General features: G+C 65.3%; 18 protein-coding genes. 15 read left to right on the plus strand and 3 right to left on the minus strand.

What is annotated here, in order from left to right; translation table 11 throughout:
- Nucleotide 1 precedes the first annotated feature (1 nt).
- The 3 genes from IGS58_RS20040 (at nt 2) to IGS58_RS20050 (ending at nt 2,354) form a co-directional block, all read left to right on the plus strand.
- Nucleotides 2-640 (plus strand): NF038129 family PEP-CTERM protein, encoded by a 639-nt coding sequence (locus IGS58_RS20040; RefSeq protein ID WP_099395144.1) that lies wholly within the window; start codon nt 2-4, stop codon nt 638-640.
- 347 nt (nt 641-987) lie between these two features.
- Nucleotides 988-1,686, plus strand: coding sequence for a winged helix-turn-helix domain-containing protein (locus tag IGS58_RS20045; protein ID WP_230522494.1), 699 nt, complete (start codon nt 988-990; stop codon nt 1,684-1,686).
- Nucleotides 1,683-2,354, plus strand: coding sequence for a LuxR C-terminal-related transcriptional regulator (locus IGS58_RS20050; RefSeq protein WP_070253555.1), 672 nt, complete (start codon nt 1,683-1,685; stop codon nt 2,352-2,354). Before IGS58_RS20045 ends, IGS58_RS20050 begins: the two co-directional genes overlap by 4 nt.
- Here the strand turns inward: IGS58_RS20050 and IGS58_RS20055 are convergent.
- The 3 genes from IGS58_RS20055 to IGS58_RS20065 all read right to left on the minus strand — a co-directional run bounded on the left by IGS58_RS20055 (nt 2,351) and on the right by IGS58_RS20065 (nt 6,837).
- The gene (locus IGS58_RS20055) at nt 2,351-2,770 is read right to left on the minus strand and encodes a protease inhibitor I9 family protein (protein ID WP_230522495.1); all 420 of its coding nucleotides are present in this window, start codon (nt 2,768-2,770) and stop codon (nt 2,351-2,353) included. The genes IGS58_RS20050 and IGS58_RS20055 overlap by 4 nt on opposite strands.
- A gap of 112 nt (nt 2,771-2,882) precedes the next feature.
- Nucleotides 2,883-6,035, minus strand: coding sequence for a S8 family peptidase (locus IGS58_RS20060; protein WP_230522496.1), 3,153 nt, complete (start codon nt 6,033-6,035; stop codon nt 2,883-2,885).
- A gap of 43 nt (nt 6,036-6,078) precedes the next feature.
- Nucleotides 6,079-6,837, minus strand: a complete 759-nt coding sequence (locus IGS58_RS20065; RefSeq protein ID WP_034782165.1) for an NF038120 family PEP-CTERM protein — start codon at nt 6,835-6,837, stop codon at nt 6,079-6,081.
- Between the two features lie 465 nt (nt 6,838-7,302).
- Here IGS58_RS20065 and gspG point away from each other — a divergent pair, with 465 nt between their 5' ends.
- The 12 genes from gspG (at nt 7,303) to IGS58_RS20125 (ending at nt 17,437) form a co-directional block, all read left to right on the plus strand.
- Nucleotides 7,303-7,746: a type II secretion system major pseudopilin GspG gene (gene gspG, locus IGS58_RS20070; protein WP_034782166.1), complete on the plus strand. Its 444-nt coding sequence runs from the start codon at nt 7,303-7,305 to the stop codon at nt 7,744-7,746.
- Between the two features lie 36 nt (nt 7,747-7,782).
- Nucleotides 7,783-8,988 carry a type II secretion system F family protein gene (locus IGS58_RS20075; protein WP_230522497.1) on the plus strand — a complete coding sequence of 402 codons (1,206 nt, stop codon included), beginning with the start codon at nt 7,783-7,785 and terminating at the stop codon, nt 8,986-8,988.
- Nucleotides 8,985-10,691: a GspE/PulE family protein gene (locus IGS58_RS20080; RefSeq protein ID WP_230522498.1), complete on the plus strand. Its 1,707-nt coding sequence runs from the start codon at nt 8,985-8,987 to the stop codon at nt 10,689-10,691. Before IGS58_RS20075 ends, IGS58_RS20080 begins: the two co-directional genes overlap by 4 nt.
- Nucleotides 10,684-11,502, plus strand: a complete 819-nt coding sequence (locus IGS58_RS20085) for a hypothetical protein (protein ID WP_230522499.1) — start codon at nt 10,684-10,686, stop codon at nt 11,500-11,502. Before IGS58_RS20080 ends, IGS58_RS20085 begins: the two co-directional genes overlap by 8 nt.
- The gene (locus IGS58_RS20090; protein ID WP_070253560.1) at nt 11,499-12,047 is read left to right on the plus strand and encodes a hypothetical protein; all 549 of its coding nucleotides are present in this window, start codon (nt 11,499-11,501) and stop codon (nt 12,045-12,047) included. Before IGS58_RS20085 ends, IGS58_RS20090 begins: the two co-directional genes overlap by 4 nt.
- Nucleotides 12,044-12,616 carry a hypothetical protein gene (locus IGS58_RS20095; RefSeq protein ID WP_230522500.1) on the plus strand — a complete coding sequence of 191 codons (573 nt, stop codon included), beginning with the start codon at nt 12,044-12,046 and terminating at the stop codon, nt 12,614-12,616. The genes IGS58_RS20090 and IGS58_RS20095 overlap by 4 nt, the downstream gene beginning before the upstream one ends.
- Nucleotides 12,613-13,134, plus strand: a complete 522-nt coding sequence (locus IGS58_RS20100) for a hypothetical protein (protein ID WP_070253562.1) — start codon at nt 12,613-12,615, stop codon at nt 13,132-13,134. The genes IGS58_RS20095 and IGS58_RS20100 overlap by 4 nt, the downstream gene beginning before the upstream one ends.
- Entirely contained in the window at nt 13,134-15,158 is a 2,025-nt protein-coding gene (locus tag IGS58_RS20105) for a secretin N-terminal domain-containing protein (protein WP_230522524.1), read from the plus strand. Before IGS58_RS20100 ends, IGS58_RS20105 begins: the two co-directional genes overlap by 1 nt.
- Nucleotides 15,155-15,646 carry a type II secretion system protein gene (locus IGS58_RS20110; protein WP_230522501.1) on the plus strand — a complete coding sequence of 164 codons (492 nt, stop codon included), beginning with the start codon at nt 15,155-15,157 and terminating at the stop codon, nt 15,644-15,646. The genes IGS58_RS20105 and IGS58_RS20110 overlap by 4 nt, the downstream gene beginning before the upstream one ends.
- A gap of 3 nt (nt 15,647-15,649) precedes the next feature.
- Nucleotides 15,650-16,042 carry a type II secretion system protein gene (locus IGS58_RS20115; protein ID WP_230522502.1) on the plus strand — a complete coding sequence of 131 codons (393 nt, stop codon included), beginning with the start codon at nt 15,650-15,652 and terminating at the stop codon, nt 16,040-16,042.
- A gap of 5 nt (nt 16,043-16,047) precedes the next feature.
- Nucleotides 16,048-16,698, plus strand: coding sequence for a type II secretion system protein (locus IGS58_RS20120; RefSeq protein ID WP_230522503.1), 651 nt, complete (start codon nt 16,048-16,050; stop codon nt 16,696-16,698).
- 241 nt (nt 16,699-16,939) lie between these two features.
- Nucleotides 16,940-17,437 (plus strand): FxDxF family PEP-CTERM protein, encoded by a 498-nt coding sequence (locus tag IGS58_RS20125; protein ID WP_070253567.1) that lies wholly within the window; start codon nt 16,940-16,942, stop codon nt 17,435-17,437.
- The last annotated feature ends 35 nt before the right edge of the window (nt 17,438-17,472 follow it).

Genomic DNA, 17,472 nt, shown 5'->3' on the forward strand with positions numbered 1-17,472 from the left:
CATGTTGACAACGACACTTCATCCGGCCCTGCGCCGCGCCGTCCTGGCCGCCGTGCTGGCCGCCAGCTCCAGCCTGGCGCTGGCGGATCCGCTCGGCTACCGCGTGGAAATCGACACGAGCCAGTTCTCGGGCGCCGGTTTCCTCGACTTCGCCTTTATCGCCGGCAACAGCCCCGCGCCGGGCGCCAGCGCCGTGCTCAGCAATTTCTCGGGAGCGTTCGGCGGGCTGGCATCGCAGGAAGGCAATGTCAGCGGCAGCTTGCCCGGCACCTTGACCTTCGGCAATAGTGGCGCCTACAACGACTGGTTTCACAACGTGACCCTGGGCGGCAAGTTCGGTTTCAATATCGTCTTCGGCGGCGACTTCCTGAACACGGCCGGCAACGCGGGCACGACCTTCGGCGTGGGCTTGCTCGACTACACCGGCATGGCTTATCTGGGCAATGCGAACGGCAACCTCGTGCAATTCGAACTGACCCCGCTCAACGGCGGCTTGCCCGCCAGCATTGCGGGCAGTAGCTACGCCAGCATCGCGACGATCTCGGCCGTGCCGGAGGCGTCGGAATGGATGATGCTGACGGGCGGCCTGGCGCTGATCGGTTTTGCCCTGCGCCGCCGCCAGCCTGGCACACGGGCCTAGTCTTTCCAGCCTGGACACAGCGCGCCTGCGGGCCGCTGTGTTTTTTTTGTTTATTTATTTGAAATAGCTATAAATCAGGAAACTAAATTGTATTGGTCACCGTTTTACGCTTGATGCATAGTAAAAAACTTGTCGGGCAGTCTAAGTAACCCCCAATAAATTCTTGTGTTTTCTAGCTTCCATAAGTGGCGCGCTGCTGCGTTACCCATCGCTAGCAGTGCTCGCACTGCGTCGCGCCGGGCGCCTTGCATCACATCCACTTCTGTTTGCAATAAATTCACAATAATTTTCTGGCGATTACTTAGTTCTTCATAGATTGCCGCCAACTTTTTTCGGGAGATGCATCGATGCCTGGCCATATCCTGGTGCTGGACCCTGCGCCTGCCATGCAGGCGCTGCTGGCGCATAACTTCGCAGGCGCCGGCTACCGGGTCAGCTGCGCCGTGGATGCGCGCGGCGCGCTGGCGCTGCTGGCGGCCGGCCCGCCCGATGTACTGCTGCTGGAATGGGAGCTGCCGGATGCGTCCGGCATCGCGCTGCTGCGCCAGGTGCGCCAGGATGGCGTGTTGTGCGACTTGCCCATCATCATGGTCAGCGCGCGCGACAGCGAACAGGACAAGGTGCTGGCGCTGGAAAGCGGCGCCGACGACTATCTGTGCAAGCCTTTCGGTCCCCGTGAAATGCTGGCCCGCGTGCACGCGCTGCTGCGCCGGCGCGCGCCATCGGCCTTGCGCGCAGGCACGGCAGCGCTGCGGCTCGACCCGCACACCCTGCGCGTGACGGCCGGTAACGTGCCCGTCAACCTGGGCCGCGTGGAATTCAAGCTGCTGCATTTCCTGATGAACCATCCGGGCAGGGTGCATAGCCGCGCGCAGTTGCTGGACCAGGTGTGGGGCCATGCAGCGTATCTCGACGAGCGCACGGTCGACGCCCACGTGGGGCGTCTGCGGCAGGCGCTGCAGCCGGGCGGCTGCGGCCACCGCATCGAAACCGTGCGCGGCAGCGGCTACCGCTATCTGGCGTTTGACGCCGCCGTGTGCGCATGATGCTGCTGACGGGGCGGGAGCAGGAATACCTGCTGCACGCCATCCTCGGCGCGCATGGCATCGTCGCGCCCGGCGATTTCTTTCTGTGGAGCCAGGGGCCGCTGCAAACGCTGTTACCGCACGACATATTAATGTGCGCGCAACTGGATGACGATGGTGCCGTGCTGCGCAGCGAAGCCTGGCACAGCGCCGCGCCCGATCACGCGCTGCTGCGCGAGCGCCAGGGCCAGCTGGCGCACCTTGCGCTGGCCTGGCGCGCGGGCGGCCAGGGGGCTGCCGTCATCGACGGCGTGCTGGTGCACGGCAGCGTGGGCGACGCCGGCGGCAGCTTTTTTGCCCTGTTCGCCGTGATGCCGGCGGACGCTGCGCGCCAGGCGTATGTGCTGGAACTGCTGTTGCCCTACCTGCACGTGCACTGGCTGGCGCTGCCAGGCAGCCAGCATGCGCGCATGGCCGGCCCGGCTGCCACGCGCGCGGCCAGTGCGCGCGAACTGGAAGTGCTGCATTGGGTGCGCGAAGGGAAAAGCAATGACGAGGTGGGGGAAATTCTCGGTATCAGCGGCGCCACCGTGAAAAGCCATTTGCAGCGTATCTACAAATTATTGGGCGTGAGCAATCGCATGCAAGCCGTGTCGCGCGGCATCGCGCTGCGCTTGCTCAGCCATTAGCGCTGGTCCTGCGGCCTGGCCTGCGGCTTGCCGCTGCCGCCGCCATCTTGCGTGTGTTCGATGCTGCCGGGTGATACACGTACCACGTCCGGGCTCGCTTGCAGGCGCGCCACTTCGGCGCGTGTCAGCATGGCGGCAAAGCCATTGAAGGCCACCGTGTAGCGGTATTGCACTGGGGCATCGGGCACCAGCGCCAGCACGGCGCGCTGCTGCGCTTCCAGCTGGGCCGTGTAGCGCCGCGCCGCGTCGCTGTCCGTATCGAGCCTATGCACGCCGTCCGCTTGCGAGGCCAGCGGCGGGGCGCGCAATTGCACCAGATAGGACAGTCGCGCCGCAGCGGCCTGCGCCGCGACAGGCAGTGCATGGAGGCTGGCCATGCCGGCCAGGATGGCAATGCTGAGGCGAAATGCGGACATGCAAACTCCTTTGCGCATGGCGGACGAGTTGCCCGTGCGCCGATTGTACGCGTGTTACGCATAAAAAACGCGCCCCGCAGGGCGCGTCGTGTTACCGCCTGGAGCGATACCGTTACAGCTTGGCGTCCGCCTTCACGTTGCGCTGGCTGGGGACGGCCAGCGGCAACGGGCTGTTGGTCTCCACCGACAGCACGGTGGTGGACGCTGCCGCGTTGTTACCATCAAGGAAGACTACGCCGCCCAGGTAGCGCTTGCCCGTTTCCAGCCCCGACCAGCTGACGCCGGCCGTGGCGCTGCCGCCCACATACACCTTGGTAGGCAGGGTGGCTTTCAGGTTGCCGCCCTTGTCGGCTGTCGTGACGACGGCCGACGACAGGCCGAAGCCGGTCGACGCGCCATTCGCCAGCTCATAGCCGACCACGCACACCTTGTAGCTGCCTGCCGCCGGGGTGGTCACGGTGATCGCCTCGTTCGAGCCGGCCGTGGCCGAGGTGGCAACGGTCGCGCCAGCGCTGTTGAGCAGCAGCAGGTCGAGGTCATTGCCCGCGCCTTCGCTGGTGTCGCGGTCGAAGATTTCGAAGCGCGCCACGACGGTGCTGGCGGGAATGCTGACATTGACGACCCGCACGCCGCTGCCGCCCGCCTTGCACGCGTCGGCCATCTGCACCAGCGTTTCCACGCTGCCCGGCGCGGCCTGGCTGATGGTTTGCGCGCTGCGCGCCACTTCCTTCAGGCCGCCCGTCGCCGCGCCGACCTTGCCGGCAAAGCCGGTGGACAGGGTCAGCGAACGCAGGCCGCTGACCTTGTCGGCCTGCAGCAATGCCGGCGACTGCACCGCGCGGCCCGAGCGGGCCGTGACGGGGCTGCGTACCGTGTGCACGCCGTCGCTCCACACGAGGGCGCCATACTGCCAGACGTTGTCCGGCGCCGTGGTGCGCGTCAGGGTGACGGTGAAGGACTTGGTTTCGCCGGGCGCCAGCGCCAGGGTGGCAGGCGCCACCGCAACGCTGTAGCCGCTGAGCGAGGCGCTGGCCGTGTAGGTGGCGCTGCTGCTGCCCACGTTGGTGACGCGGCGCGTTACCGTTTGCGTGCCCAGCACGTTGCCGATGGTGATGGACGGCATGTTCAGGTTGTAGCCGGCCAGGGTGCCGCCCGCGCACTCGGCCGTCATGCCGACGCCGCACATGTATTTCTTGTAGTCGGCCAGGTTGGCGTCATACACGAGGCCGGGATCGGTCGCCTTGTTCGGCGTCACGTGGCCGGCGCCCTGGCCCCATGGCAGGATGCCGCGCGCGTCGCCTGCCTGGATGTCGGGCAAGGTGGTGCTGCCGGTCGTCATCAGGGCCGACTTGATGGCGGCCGGGCTCCAGTCCGGATGCTGCTGGCGCAGCAGGGCGGCCAGGCCGGCCACATGCGGGCTGGCCATCGAGGTGCCTTGCAGGAAGATGTAGGCTTGCGCAGGGACCAGGCTGCCATCCTGCACGGCGTCGCGCTGGGCGCGCGACAGGGCAGGCGTGCCGCCGGCCAGGATGTCCACGCCAGGTGCGGTGACGTCCGGCTTGAGCAGGTTGGCGTCGTACAGGTTCGGGCCGCGCGACGAGAAGTCGGCCACCACGGGCGCGGCAGGGCCGTTGCCGTTGGTGACGAAGCGCGAGATGGCGGCCGTGGCCGTGCCCGTTTGCGCCTGGGCATTGATCAGCGCGCCATCGGCGGCGCTCACGTGCACGGCCGGCAGCACGTGCGGGTCGGACACCAGGCCCACGCCCGTGTCGACCAGCACCATGCCGGCGCCGCCCGCTTCGAGCACGGCGACGCCCTTGTCGGTGCGCGCCGTGGTGCCGCGCAGGCAGCTGACGACCTTGCCGGCGACCTTGGCCGGATCCAGCAGGGCCACGCCGCCGTTGTCGCCGGCGCGGTAGCACAGGGCCAGTTTTTGCGCATCGGCGCCGGCCAGGCCCGCGTCTTGCGCGCGGATCAGGGTGGTGGCCGGCAGCGGATTGTAGTTGAGCGAGGCGCCCGTGTAGCTGGCGCCGTTGCTCAAGGTCACCTTGGCCTGATTGGCGCGGTTGTGCGTCGAGGCGGCCACCGTGGTGATCCATGGGCTGACGTGGGCCACGGTATTGGCCGGTCCCGCATTGCCGGCCGAAGCGGCAACGAAGACGCCCGCATTCGAGGCGTGCAAAAAGGCTTGCTCGACGGGATCGTTGACGGTGCCGCCGCCGCTGATCGAGTAATTGATGACGTGTACGCCATCCTGTACGGCTTTTTCAATCGCCGCCACGCTGTCGCCGCCGTAGCAGCCGTTCTTCGCACCGGTCGGCTGGGTAGCCAGATTGTATGACCAGCACACCTTGTAGACGGACAGGCGGGCGCGCGGCGCCACGCCGGAAATGGCGCCCAGCGGCGAGCCGTTGGCCGTGACGGGCACGCCCGCATTGCCGCCCGCGGTGGACGAGGTGTGCGTGCCGTGGCCGCCTTCGCCATTCGGGTCGCCGATGGAATCGCGCGGCGAGGTGAATTCGCTCCAGTGCTGGATCTTGTCCGTCTCGGTCAGGCGCACGGCATTGAAGTATTGCGCACCGAGCAGCTTGTTGTTGCAGTGGTCTTGCGTAAAGCCTTCGCCCGTCTGGCAGCTGCCTTTCCAGGCGGCCGGCGCGGCGCCGTAGGCCAGGGTGGCGTTCGGGTCGAAGGTCGGGGCGCCGTTGGCGTCGACCTTGTCCGCATACGACAGGTTTTCCGGCCACACGCCGCCATCGACGATGCCGATGATGATGTCTTCGCCCGCATGCTGCTTGCCGCCCAGCTGGCTCCACAGGCCGCCCGGCTGGTCCAGGCCCAGGAAGGTGGGCGTGTAGTTCGTCTGCAGGGCGCGCGGTTCGTCGGGGGCGATGCTGGCCACTTCGCCGCTCGCCTGCAGCTGGCGCACTTCGGCGTCGGTCAGCAGGGCGGAGAAGCCGTTGAGGACGATCTTGTACTGGTATTGCACGGGCGCGGCGGCGACGAGGGCCTGTACCCGGGCCTGTTTCTGTTCCAGGTAGTCGCCGTACAGCTGCACTTGTGTGCTGGCCAGGTCGAGGCGGCCGCCGGCGGCAGGCTGGGTGGCGCCCAGGCCTTCCACCGAGCCGGTGTAGGAAGCGATCGGTTTGTCGTTCAGTTGCACGATGTAGGGGCGGCGCAGGTCGTCGGCGTGGGCCTGGAAGCTGAGGCTGGCAAACAGGCTCAGCACGGCGAGCGAAATGGGACGCAAGGCGGGACGGAATGTCATGTAGGGTTTCCTGGTGACGGTAGCGGGAATCGAAAGGGATAAATCAGGCTTGCTGGCGGCGGCGCGCCGCGAAACCGATGCCTGCCAGGCCCAGCAGCATCATCGCGTAGGTCGATGGCTCCGGTACCGAGGCGACGATATTGTCGAGCGCAAACTGGCCCTTGTTGGTGCTGAAGGCGTTGCAATTGCCGGCCGTGTTGCAAGTGAAGCCGAAGAAGGCCAGCGAGGCGAATTGCTGGCTGCCGAAGCTGGCGCTGGTGTTGTAGTGTTGGAACTGGAAGTTGCCGCCGATGGGGCCGCCCAGCTGGTATGTTTCATACAGGGAAGAGCCGTCCGCGTAGAAACCTTGCACGCGCAGCAGGCCGGCTACCGCCGGATAGGTGACGCCCTGGGCGTAGCCGATGAAGCTGGCGTCGAAACCCTGCAGGCTGACGCTGCCGCCCGGGTTCAGCGGGTCCAGGTAGATGATGCCGTCGTTGAGCGAGGCATAGTAATTGCTCGTATTGTTGGTCGGGCACGCCATGCCGCAGGCGGCCGGATCCGTGCCGTCGAACACGGCGCCGACCAGGTCGCCATAACTGGCGCCGGCGGCATTCGAAGCACCCGTCAGCAGGAATTTGCCGAATTCCAGGGAGTCGCCGTGGCCGACGAACTGGCTATCCAGATTGTCAAAGTTGATCACGTCCGCGATGGCGGCGGGGGCCCAGGCGGCGGACAGGGCCAGGATGGCGGCGCCGGTCCACTGCTTGGCCGAGAAAGGACTTGCTGCGGAAGCTGCCTTCGAATGCACAATACGAGTCATGAATTTTCCCTTGGTGATTATGTAGGATGCAATATGTTTTGCGTCTGGGATGCTCTTTCCTGCGTGGACGGATAAGACCAATACGTAGAAAATTGATTTTTACTATAGCAAAAGAGGCAATTTCATTGTTTGATATTCTTGCAAATTTAATTTGAAAGTTACAAATAATGAATGAATAAAATTCATCACTTACTATGAATTGGTAACCAGTAGTAGATAGTTTCCGCATTGAAAATAGTTGAGTGATTGACCAGCCAGTCAAGCGCGCGCGTCGCCGTGGCGGTTTCGCGCACACTGGATGGTTTCCGTCGGAATTTGTTGTTCACAGTACAAAGAAAAGATTGTATGAACCATAACCGGCATGGTAGGCTGATAAGCATCAGGCAAGCGCGTGTCGCCTGTGCGTGGCCATCCGCCGCGCGCAGCGACGCAATGTATTGAAGGTAGGCAATAAGGAGTTACCGGATGCATGCAGCACACAGGCAGAACCTTGCGGCAACGCGCCATGCGCGCGGCTTTACCTTGCTCGAATTGCTGGTCGTCATCGTGATCATCGGCTTGCTGGCGGCGTATGTCGGCCCCAAGTATTTCGCCCAGCTGGGCAAATCCGAAGTGACGGTGGCCAAGGCGCAGATCGAGGCGTTTGAAAAATCGCTCGACACCTACCGCCTCGACGTGGGGCGCTATCCCACCACGGAAGAAGGCCTGGCCGCGCTGCTGGCCGCGCCGCCTGCCGCCGGCACGCGCTGGAATGGTCCCTACCTGAAAAAGGCCGTGCCGCTCGACCCGTGGGGCCATGCCTATCAATACCGCGCGCCCGGCAGCAAGGGCGAGTACGACATCGTCTCGATGGGCAAGGATGGCCAGCCGGGCGGCAGCGGCGAGAACGCCGACATCAGCTCGCAATAACGCCAGCGCCATTCTTTTTCCTACGGACAAGCCATCATGCAGTTCGAAGTACGCGCGCTTTCCACGGACCAGGCCGTAGCAACCTTGCATACGTGCGTGATCGACGGCCGAGATGAAGCCGACGCGCGCCGCCAGGCCGAAGCGCGCGGCTTGTTTGTCAGCGCCATCCGCCCGTTGCGTGCCACGCCGTTCAGCGCGGCCGGGCGCCAGCGGGCGCGCGCCTTGCCACTGCTGCTGTTCAGCCAGGAATTGCTGGCGCTGCTGCAAGCGGGCCTGGGCATCGTCGAAGCGCTGGAAGCCTTGCTGGAAAAGGAAGCGTCGCCGGCCACGCGCAGCGTGCTCACGCGCCTGCTGGAAGGCTTGCGCGAAGGCAAGCGCTTTTCCGCCGTGCTGGCAGAGCAGGCGGAACTGTTCCCCCCTCTGTATATCGGCATCGTCAAGGCGGCCGAGGGCACGAGCGACTTGCCGCGCGCGCTGTCGCGCTACATCGACTACCAGCAGCGCATCGATACGGTGCGTGGCAAGATCGTCAGCGCCGCCATCTATCCCACCATCCTGCTGGCCGTGGGCGGCGGCGTCAGCGCCTTCCTGATCAGTTATGTGGTGCCCCGTTTCGCCGAGGTTTACCAGGGCGCAGGGCGCAACCTGCCGTGGATGTCGCAAGTCATGCTCAGCTGGGGCCAGTTCGTCACGCAGCATGGCGTGCTGTTGCTGCTTGGGCTGGCGCTCGCCGGCAGCGCGGTGTTCATGGCCGTGCGGCGCGTGCTGCGCCATGGCGGCGTGGCGCGCCTGCTGGCGAAACTGCCCGGCATCGGCGAGCGCGTGCGCATCTATGAACTGTCGCGCCTGTACCTGACCCTGGGCATGCTGGCCGAAGGCGGCATCACCATCGCGCAGGCGATTTCCACCGTGCAAGCGATGGTCTCGCCGGGCATGCAGGCATCCTTGCAGGGCGCGCGCGGCGCCATCGAGGCGGGCCAGCCCCTGTCGTCCGCCTTCGAGCAGCATCAATTGACGACGCCGATTTCCCTGCGCATGCTGCGCGTGGGCGAGCGCACGGGCGACATGGGGCCCATGCTGACGCAGTCGGCCGCCTTCTACGACGGTGAAATCAGCCGCTGGATCGACCGCTTTACGCGTACTTTCGAACCCTTGCTGATGGCTGGCATCGGCCTGGTCGTGGGCGCCATCGTGATCCTGCTGTATATGCCCATCTTTGACCTTGCCGGCGATATTTCATGATGCAGACCGCTGCCGAATCCACCCTGGCCAGCGTCGCCATCGACGCCGCCCTGCTGCAGCGCGCCCGCGTCCTGAGCCGCCAATCGAAGCGCAGCCTGGTCGAGGAATTGCAGGAACTGAGCGGCATCGAGGCGCGCGCCGTGGTGCGCGAACTGGCGCGCCCGTTCGGCCTGGACGTGCTGGAAACGGCCGACATGCTGGCGTTTTCTCCCGCCTTCGATGTGCTGCCCCTGTCGCAGGCGCTGGCGCGCCACAGCGTGCTGCTGCGCGCCGCCGACGGCCAGCTGGTGGGCGTGATTGCCGACCCGTTCGATCTCGACCTGCAAACCTGGCTGAGTGCGCGCGCCGGGCAGGGCACCTTGCACGTGCGCCTGGCGCTGCAGGCCGACATCGGCGCCTATCTGTCGAAGCAGGAAGAATCGGCGCGCGCCGTCGACAGCCTGCTGCCCGGCGCCGCCACGGATGCGCGGCGCGACGGCAAGACGGCGGCCGTGCTGTCGTTCGCCAGCGTGTCGGAAGCGGCCAGTCCCGCCGTCAAGCTGGTCAACTCGACCTTATATGACGCGCTGAAGGCGGGCGCTTCCGACATCCACCTGGAAAGCACGGCCGGCGGCCTGGCCGTCAAGTACCGCGTCGACGGCGTGCTCGATCACGCCACGTCCGTCAACGGCATCGAAGTGGCCGAGCACATCATCTCGCGCCTGAAAGTGCTGGCCGAACTCGATATCGCCGAGCGCCGCGTGCCGCAGGACGGCAGCTTCCGCGTCGAATCGGGCGGACGCGAAATCGATCTGCGCGTCTCCATCATGCCCAGCATCCATGGCGAGGATGCGGTCATCCGTATCCTCGACAAGCGCGCCATGATCGAGGCGTATGGCGCCCTGACCCTGGAAGCGCTGGGCTTTGACGCGCCATCGCTGGAAGCCTTGCGCGCGCTGGCGCAGGAAGCCTACGGCATGCTGCTCGTGACGGGACCGACCGGCTCCGGCAAGACGACGACCCTGTATGCGGCGCTGACGGAAATCCACAACGGGCGCGAAAAGATCATCACCATCGAAGACCCCGTCGAATACCAGCTGCCCGGCATTTTGCAGATACCCGTCAATGAAAAGAAGGGGCTGACGTTTGCCAAGGGCTTGCGCTCCATCCTGCGCCACGACCCCGACAAGATCATGGTGGGCGAGATCCGCGACCGCGAAACGGCGGAAATCGCCGTGCAGTCGGCCCTCACGGGCCACCTGGTGCTCACCACCGTGCATGCGAATAACGTCTTCGACGTGTTCGGCCGGTTTACCCACATGGGCATCGATCCGTATGCGTTCGTCTCGGCCCTGAACGGCATCTGGGCGCAACGGCTGATCCGCACCAACTGCCCCCATTGCGCCACCGACTACACGCCCGACGATGGTGAGCTGGCCAGCGTGGGCCTGGCGCGCGCCGACGTGGCGCAGTATCAATTCAAGCAGGGCAAGGGCTGCGGCGACTGCCGCGGCACGGGCTACAAGGGGCGCCGCTCGATTGCCGAAATCCTCGTGCTGACCGATGAAATCCGCGAACTGATCGTCGACAAGAAACCGATCCGGCAGATCAAGGCGGCCGCGTATGCGAACGGCACGCGCAGCCTGCGCCTGGCGGCGCTGGAACTGGTCAAGCGGGGCGCCACCACCATCACGGAAATCAAGAGGGTCACCCTGCATGCGTAGAGGTTTTGGACAAGGTTTGCGCCTGGGCGTGGCGGCGGGCAAGGTGAGCCTGTGGCGCAGCAGCCGCTGGCGCGCCCCTGCATGGATATTGCTGGGCGAAGCTGCGTATGTGCCGGACGGCACGCTGCATGGCGACTTTGCCGCCCTGGGCCAGGCGTTGGAACAGATTCTGCCAGCCAGCCAATACGCCGGCTGGCCCCTGTCCGTGGTGCTCGACAATGGATTGGCGCGCCTGTGGCAAGTGGACATGCCGCAAGGCGCCGCGCGCCTGGCCGATATCGAGGCTGCCGCCGCGCTGCGCTTCCAGTCGCTGTATGGCGATGCGCCCGGCCTGTGGCACAGCAGCAGCGCCTGGGATGCGCGCGCGCCGTTCTTTTGCGCCGTGCCCCGTGCGCTGCTGGCGCAGCTGACGCGCGTGGCCGACGCACGCAAGCTGGCCCTGATTTTTATCGCACCGCAATTCGCGCGCCACTGGAACCGCTGGCACGGCGCGTTGAAGCCAGGCGCCTGGTTTGGCCAGTTGCAGGAGAACGTCCTGACCCTGGGCGTGCGGCACGATGGCCGCCTGCGCGCCGTGCGCGCGCTGCCCGTGCCCGCAGACGCCGGCCTTGGCTGGCTGGCGCAGACCTTGGCGCGCGAGGCGCTGCTGCAAGGCGTGCCCGCACCGGTGCTGCTGCAGCTGTGCGGCGCGCCGCCGCCCGCATGGATGACACAGGCGAAAGAGTTCCACTGCCAGATTTTTTCCACGCCGGACGGGGACGGCGCCTTGTCGCCGGCCGCCCGGCTGGCCCGCAGCGGGGGCGTGGCATGACGCGCCTCGATATCGATTTCGCGCCGCCCAGCTGGCGCCGCAGCCTGCACCGCGTGCCCGCGTGGGCGTGGAGCATCGGCGCCGTGGGTGCGGCGCTGATCGCCACGGCGGCGTACAGCGGCAGCGCCGCGCTGCAGCGGCAGCAGGCAAGCGAGGCACATTGGCGGCTGGCGCAGCAGCGCGTCATGGCCGCCACGCAGGGACCGGTGGCTGCACCGCAAACACCCATCGCGCCGGCGCAGGCGGCGGCCGTGAATGCGGCCATCCTGCAACTGAATCTGCCGTGGCGCGACGTGCAGGATGCGCTGGCCAGCGCCACGCCACCCGCCATCGCGCTGCTGGCGCTGGAACCGGATGCGCGCAAGCGCGTGCTGAAGATCACGGCCGAGACGACCAGTAGCGACGCCATGGTCGCGTATGTGGCGCAACTGAAGCAGCAGGAGCTGTTCGGCACCCGCGTGCAACTGCTGCGCCATGAAATCAACGCGCTCGATCCGAACAAACCCTTGCGCTTCCAGCTTGAAGCGCGCTGGGGCACGCCATGATGGCCATCGACATCAATAGCGTGCGCCTGCGCGCGCAACTGCTGCTGCGCCGCCTGGGCGCGCCTGCCTGCCTGGCCGTGGCCCTGCTCGCGCTGGGCTTGACCGCCTGGGCGTGGGCCTGGCAGCAGCGCGCCGTGGCGGCGCAGCTGGAAGCGCGGCCCTTGCCGCAGCCATCGCTGGCCGCAGTCATCGCGGCGCCGCCGGCGACATCCAGCGAGAACCTGGCGCGCTTTTATGCCGCCCTGGGACAGCAGCGCCACGCGGAGCAGCAAGTCAAGCAGCTGTTCGACCTGGCCGCGAAAAACGGCTTGCTGCTGGCGCAGGGCGAATACAAGAGCGGCTACGACAAGGCCAGCAGGGTTGCCAGCTATCAGGTGACCTTGCCGCTGAAGGGCAGTTATGCGGCCGTGTGGCAGTTCGCGCTGCAAGCGCTGCGCGCCGTCCCCTTCGCCTCGCTCGACGAACTGAGTTTTCGCCGCGAGCAGATCGCCGATACGGAACTCGAAGCGCGCTTGCGCCTGACCTTTTATCTGACCGATACGCCTGGCGATGCGGGAGAGGCGCCATGACCCCGCGCCATTGGCTCATGCTGGCCGGCGTGCTGGGCGCGGGCGCCTTGCTGCTGTTCGGCGAGCGCCAGCCCGTGGCCGAGGTGGCCGAAGCGGTGGAGCGGGCCGTCGCGCCCGCGCGCCATGCGGCAGCCAAGCCGCCAGCCGCGCAGCCGGCCATCCTGGCCCTGCTGCCGCGCAGCGAAGTGGCGGGCGAGGATGGCGATACCTTTGCCGGCGCCGGCGCTGTCTTCCAGAGCCAGAACTGGAATCCGCCGCCGCCGAAAATGGTAGCCGTCGCGCCACCGCCGCCGCCACCGCCGATGGCGCCGCCGCTGCCCTTCGTCTACCTGGGCAAGGCGGCCGCCGATGGCGCCTGGGAAGTGTTTTTGTCGCGCGCCGACAAGACGTATATCGTGCGCGCCAATACCGTCATCGATGGCGCCTACAAGGTCGTGACGATTGCGCCGCCCGTCATGACGCTCACTTATCTGCCGTTGAACCAGGTTCAGCAGCTCAACATTGGAGTTTCCGAGTGATGTCTCGTTCCTTTTCATCGGCGCTGCTGCTCTTGCTGCTGTCCGGCTGCGCAGGGCAGCAAGCCTACCGCGACGGGCGCGAGCTGATTGCGCAAGATCAAATCCCGGCCGGCCTGCAAAAACTGCAGGAGGCGCTGCAGCAGGACCCCGGCAATGCGCAATACCGCAGCGCCTATCTGCAGGCGCGCGAACGGGCGACTGGCAGCCGCTTGCAGCAGGCCGAGCGCCAGGCGCAGGCAGGGCAGGGCGACCTGGCGCGCGCCTCGTTCATGAGCGTGCTGGAAATCGATGCGCAGAACGAACGGGCCAACAGCGGCTTGCGCGCGCTCGAGCGCGAGCAGCGCCAGGGCAAGCTGCTGGCCGAAGCGCAGAAAGATATCGATGCCAAGCGCTACGACCCGGCGCGCCAGCGCCTGAACGCGATCCTGACCGAGCAGCCGAATCACGCCGGCGCGCGCGCGCTGCTGCGCGAGGTCGATGACAAAACGGCGCCGCCCATCGTCGAATCGGGCCTGGCCAAATCGTACAAGCAGCCGATCACGATCGAGTTTCGCGAAGCGCCATTAAAACAGGTGTTCGAGCTGATCGCGCGCCGTTCCGGCCTCAATTTCGTCTTCGACAAGGACGTCAAGGCGGATGCGAAAACCTCGATCTTCCTGAAAAACAGCACGGTGGAATCGGCCGTCTACTTCCTGCTGGTGACGAACCAGCTGGAACAGCAGGTGATGGATGCAAACACGATCTTGATCTACCCGAACGTGGCGGCAAAATTGAAGGAGTACCAGGAAGTGCTGGTGAAAACCTTCTTCCTGGCGAATGCGGACGCCAAGCAGGTGGCCAACACCCTCAAGACCATCTTGAAGACGCGCGACGTGGTGGCCGATGAAAAACTCAACCTCGTCATCGTGCGCGACACGCCGGAGGCGATCCGCCTGGCCGAGCGCCTGATCGCGCTGCAGGACGTGCCGGAGGCCGAGGTCGTGCTGGAACTGGAAATCCTCGAAGTCAAGCGCAGCCGCCTGATGGAACTGGGCGTGGCCTGGCCCACCAGCCTGACCCTGACGCCGCTCTCCACCTCGGGCGGCGCGGGCCTGACCATCAATGACTTGAATAACCTGAACCAGCGCACCATCGGCGTGAGCGACCTGTCCGTGACGGCGAACGCCAAGAAGACGGACGGCGACGCGAACATCCTGGCCAATCCGCGCATCCGCGTGCGCAACCGGGAAAAGGCGAAGTTCGTCATCGGCGACAGGGTGCCCGTGGTCACCACCACCATTTCGCCCGGCACGGGCGGCTTCGCTTCCGAGTCCATCAGTTACCTGGACGTGGGCTTGACGGTGAATGCCGAGCCGACCATTTATTTGAACAATGAAGTGGGCATCCGCATCTCGCTCGAAGTGAGCAACCTGGGCGCGGCCACCACCACCCGCAGCGGCTCGACCCTGTACCAGATCGGCACGCGCCAGGCCTCGACCATGCTGCAACTGAAGGATGGCGAAAACCAGGTGCTGGCGGGCCTGATCAACAATGAAGAGCGCAGTTCGGGCAACAAGGTGCCTGGCCTGGGCGACATACCCGTGCTGGGGCGCCTGTTCGGCAGCAGCAAGGACGACAGCCAGAAGACGGAAATCGTGCTGTCGATCACGCCGCACCTCGTGCGCACGGTGCAGCGTCCGGAAGCGAAGGAATCGGAATTCTCGGCCGGCACGGAAGGCAGCTTCCGCCGCCGGCCCGACATGGCGGCCAAGGCGCCCACGCAGATGCCGGGCACGGTGATCGTGCGTTCCGGCCCGTCGGCCGTCGGCATGCAGCCGGCGCCGGCGCAGCCGCTGATGGTGCCCGGCCAGGTGCCATCGGCCTTGCCGCAGAGCGTTCCGGCGCCGGAAGTGGCGCCATCGCCCGAGCCGGCCGCCTCGCCCTTGCCGATATCGTCGGGCCAGCCCGTGCCGCTGCAGGCGGCGCCTTTGCCGCTGTCATCGAGCCAGCCGGTGCCGGTGGTGCCGCCGCCGCCCGTCAAATGAGACTGGCGCATGCGCAGGGTGGGCAGGGCGGCTTCACCCTGATCGAGCTGCTGGTGACCCTGGCCATCCTGGGCGTGCTGGCCACCCTGGTGATCCCCGTCACCCAGGTAACGGTGCAGCGGCGCCAGGAGCAGGAATTGCGGCGCGCGCTGCGCGAGATCCGCCAGGGGCTCGATGCCTATAAACGGGCCGGCGACGAGGGCCGTATCCTGCGCGCGCCAGACGCCAGCGGCTATCCGAAAAGCCTGGAACTGCTGGTCGAGGGCGTGCCTGACCAGCGCAACCCGAAGCGAAGCAAGCTGTTTTTCCTGCGCCGCGTGCCGCGCGACCCGTTCAACGCGGACGCTGGCCTGAGCGATGCGCAAACGTGGGGCAAGCGCAGCTACGCCAGCGAAGCGGCCGAACCACGCGAGGGCGACGATGTCTACGATGTGTATTGTACATCCGGCAAAATGGGCTTGAACAACGTGCCTTACCGTCTATGGTGAACCATGGCTGCTGAAAATATCCCACACCGCAGGCGCGGCTTTACCCTGATCGAGTTGCTGGTGGTGCTCGGCATCGTGGCGCTGCTGCTGACCTTGGCCGTCCCCCGCTACTTTCCCAGCCTGGACAAGGCGAAGGAAACCGTGTTGGCGGACAACTTGCGCAACCTGCGCGCGACCATCGACCAGTTCCACGGCGATACGGGGCGCTATCCCGATACGCTGGATCAGCTGGTGGAAAAGAAATATTTGCGGGCCATGCCCATCGATCCCATCACCGATAGCGACAGCAGCTGGCTCATCGTGCCGCCGCCCGACGACACGCCGGGCCAGGTGTATGACGTGAAAAGCGGCGCGCCCGGCAAGGACCGCAGCGGCACGCCGTTTGCCGACTGGTAGCGGCCATGCACCGTCCTGCGCGCCGCCAGCGTGGTTTTACCTACCTGGGCCTGATCATCCTGGTGGCTATCCTGGGCCTCGTGGGGGCGGCCGGACTGAAGATGGGTTCCTTGCTGCAGCGCCAGGCGACCGAGCAGGAGTTGCTCGACATCGGCGCGCAGTTTTCAGATGCCCTCTACAGCTATGCAGCCGCCACGCCGGCCGGCCAGCCGCAGCAGCCTCCGACCCTGGCGGCCTTGCTGCGCGACCCCCGCTTTCCGCAACTGCGCCGCCATTTGCGCAAGCTCTATGTGGACCCCATCACGGGACGCGCCGAGTGGGGCTTGCTGTACCAGCCCGGCAGCCAGGGCATCATCGGCGTACACAGCCTGTCGCAGGCGGTGCCATTAAAGGTTGGCAATTTCGAGGCCCGGTTTGCGGGCTTCGAAGGCAAGGCGCATTTCTCGGAGTGGCGCTTCATGGTCGATGCACGGCTGTCATCGGTGCCGCCTGCGGGACCGACAACTGTTCCGGCTAGTGATGAGGCCGGCATCATGCCCGCCTTGCCGGCGCCACCGTTGTTTTCCCGCCCTGTTACTCCATCGCAAGAACAGGCGCCACCAGAGCCAGTTGAGCCGCCTGAACCGCAAAGTCCCGTTGAAAACCCTGCCGAATAGGCGTTTTCACCGTTAAACATGGGAAAAATTAGATGTATGCCCCGGTAACTATTTTTCCATAGAAATTCATAGATAGTGGCAAATAGTTCATTTCGAAAATAGTTATCATGGATGAAACTTCGATAAAATATTTATAAGTAATTTGATGTGATTATGCTACCATCCTGTCTAGTACTTCCGGTACTAAAACTATTGGTGGCCTGCGCATTGCAGCCATAAATTACTTTTTAAGGGATAAACTATGAAATTGAAATTTATCGCTGCAGGCATTCTGGCAGCAGCATCGTTCAGCGCGTCGGCAGCAACCTACGACTTGGGCATCCTGGACCCAACCGGTTCGGACACCCTGTCGGCTTTCACGACCAAGTTCGCCATCAATTCGGAAATCAATGATTCGTGGACTTTCCAGTTGCTGGCCCCATCGTCGACCTCGTTCGGTGCATTGCAAACGTTCTCCGTTGCTAACGGCGCGATCAAGGATTTCGCCGCCAGCCTGGTCGGCTATGGCAGCCTGGCCAAGAGCACGGCCAACGGCATCCAGAATCTGAGCTGGGCCGGTCAATTGGCTGCAGGCACGTACACGGTGCAAGTCACGGGCCTGACGCTGGTGAAAAATGTTCAGTACGTAGGCACGGTTTCGGCCCTGCCAGTACCAGAACCAGAAACCTATGGCATGCTGCTGGGCGGCCTGGCACTGGTCGGCGCCGTGGCACGCCGCCGCGCCAAGAAAGCTGCCTAAGCTTTCGCTGCAATGAAAAAAAACCCGCTTCGGCG

It is taken from the genome of Janthinobacterium sp. EB271-G4-7A, from assembly GCF_020858075.1.
Lineage (GTDB): Bacteria > Pseudomonadota > Gammaproteobacteria > Burkholderiales > Burkholderiaceae_D > Janthinobacterium > Janthinobacterium lividum.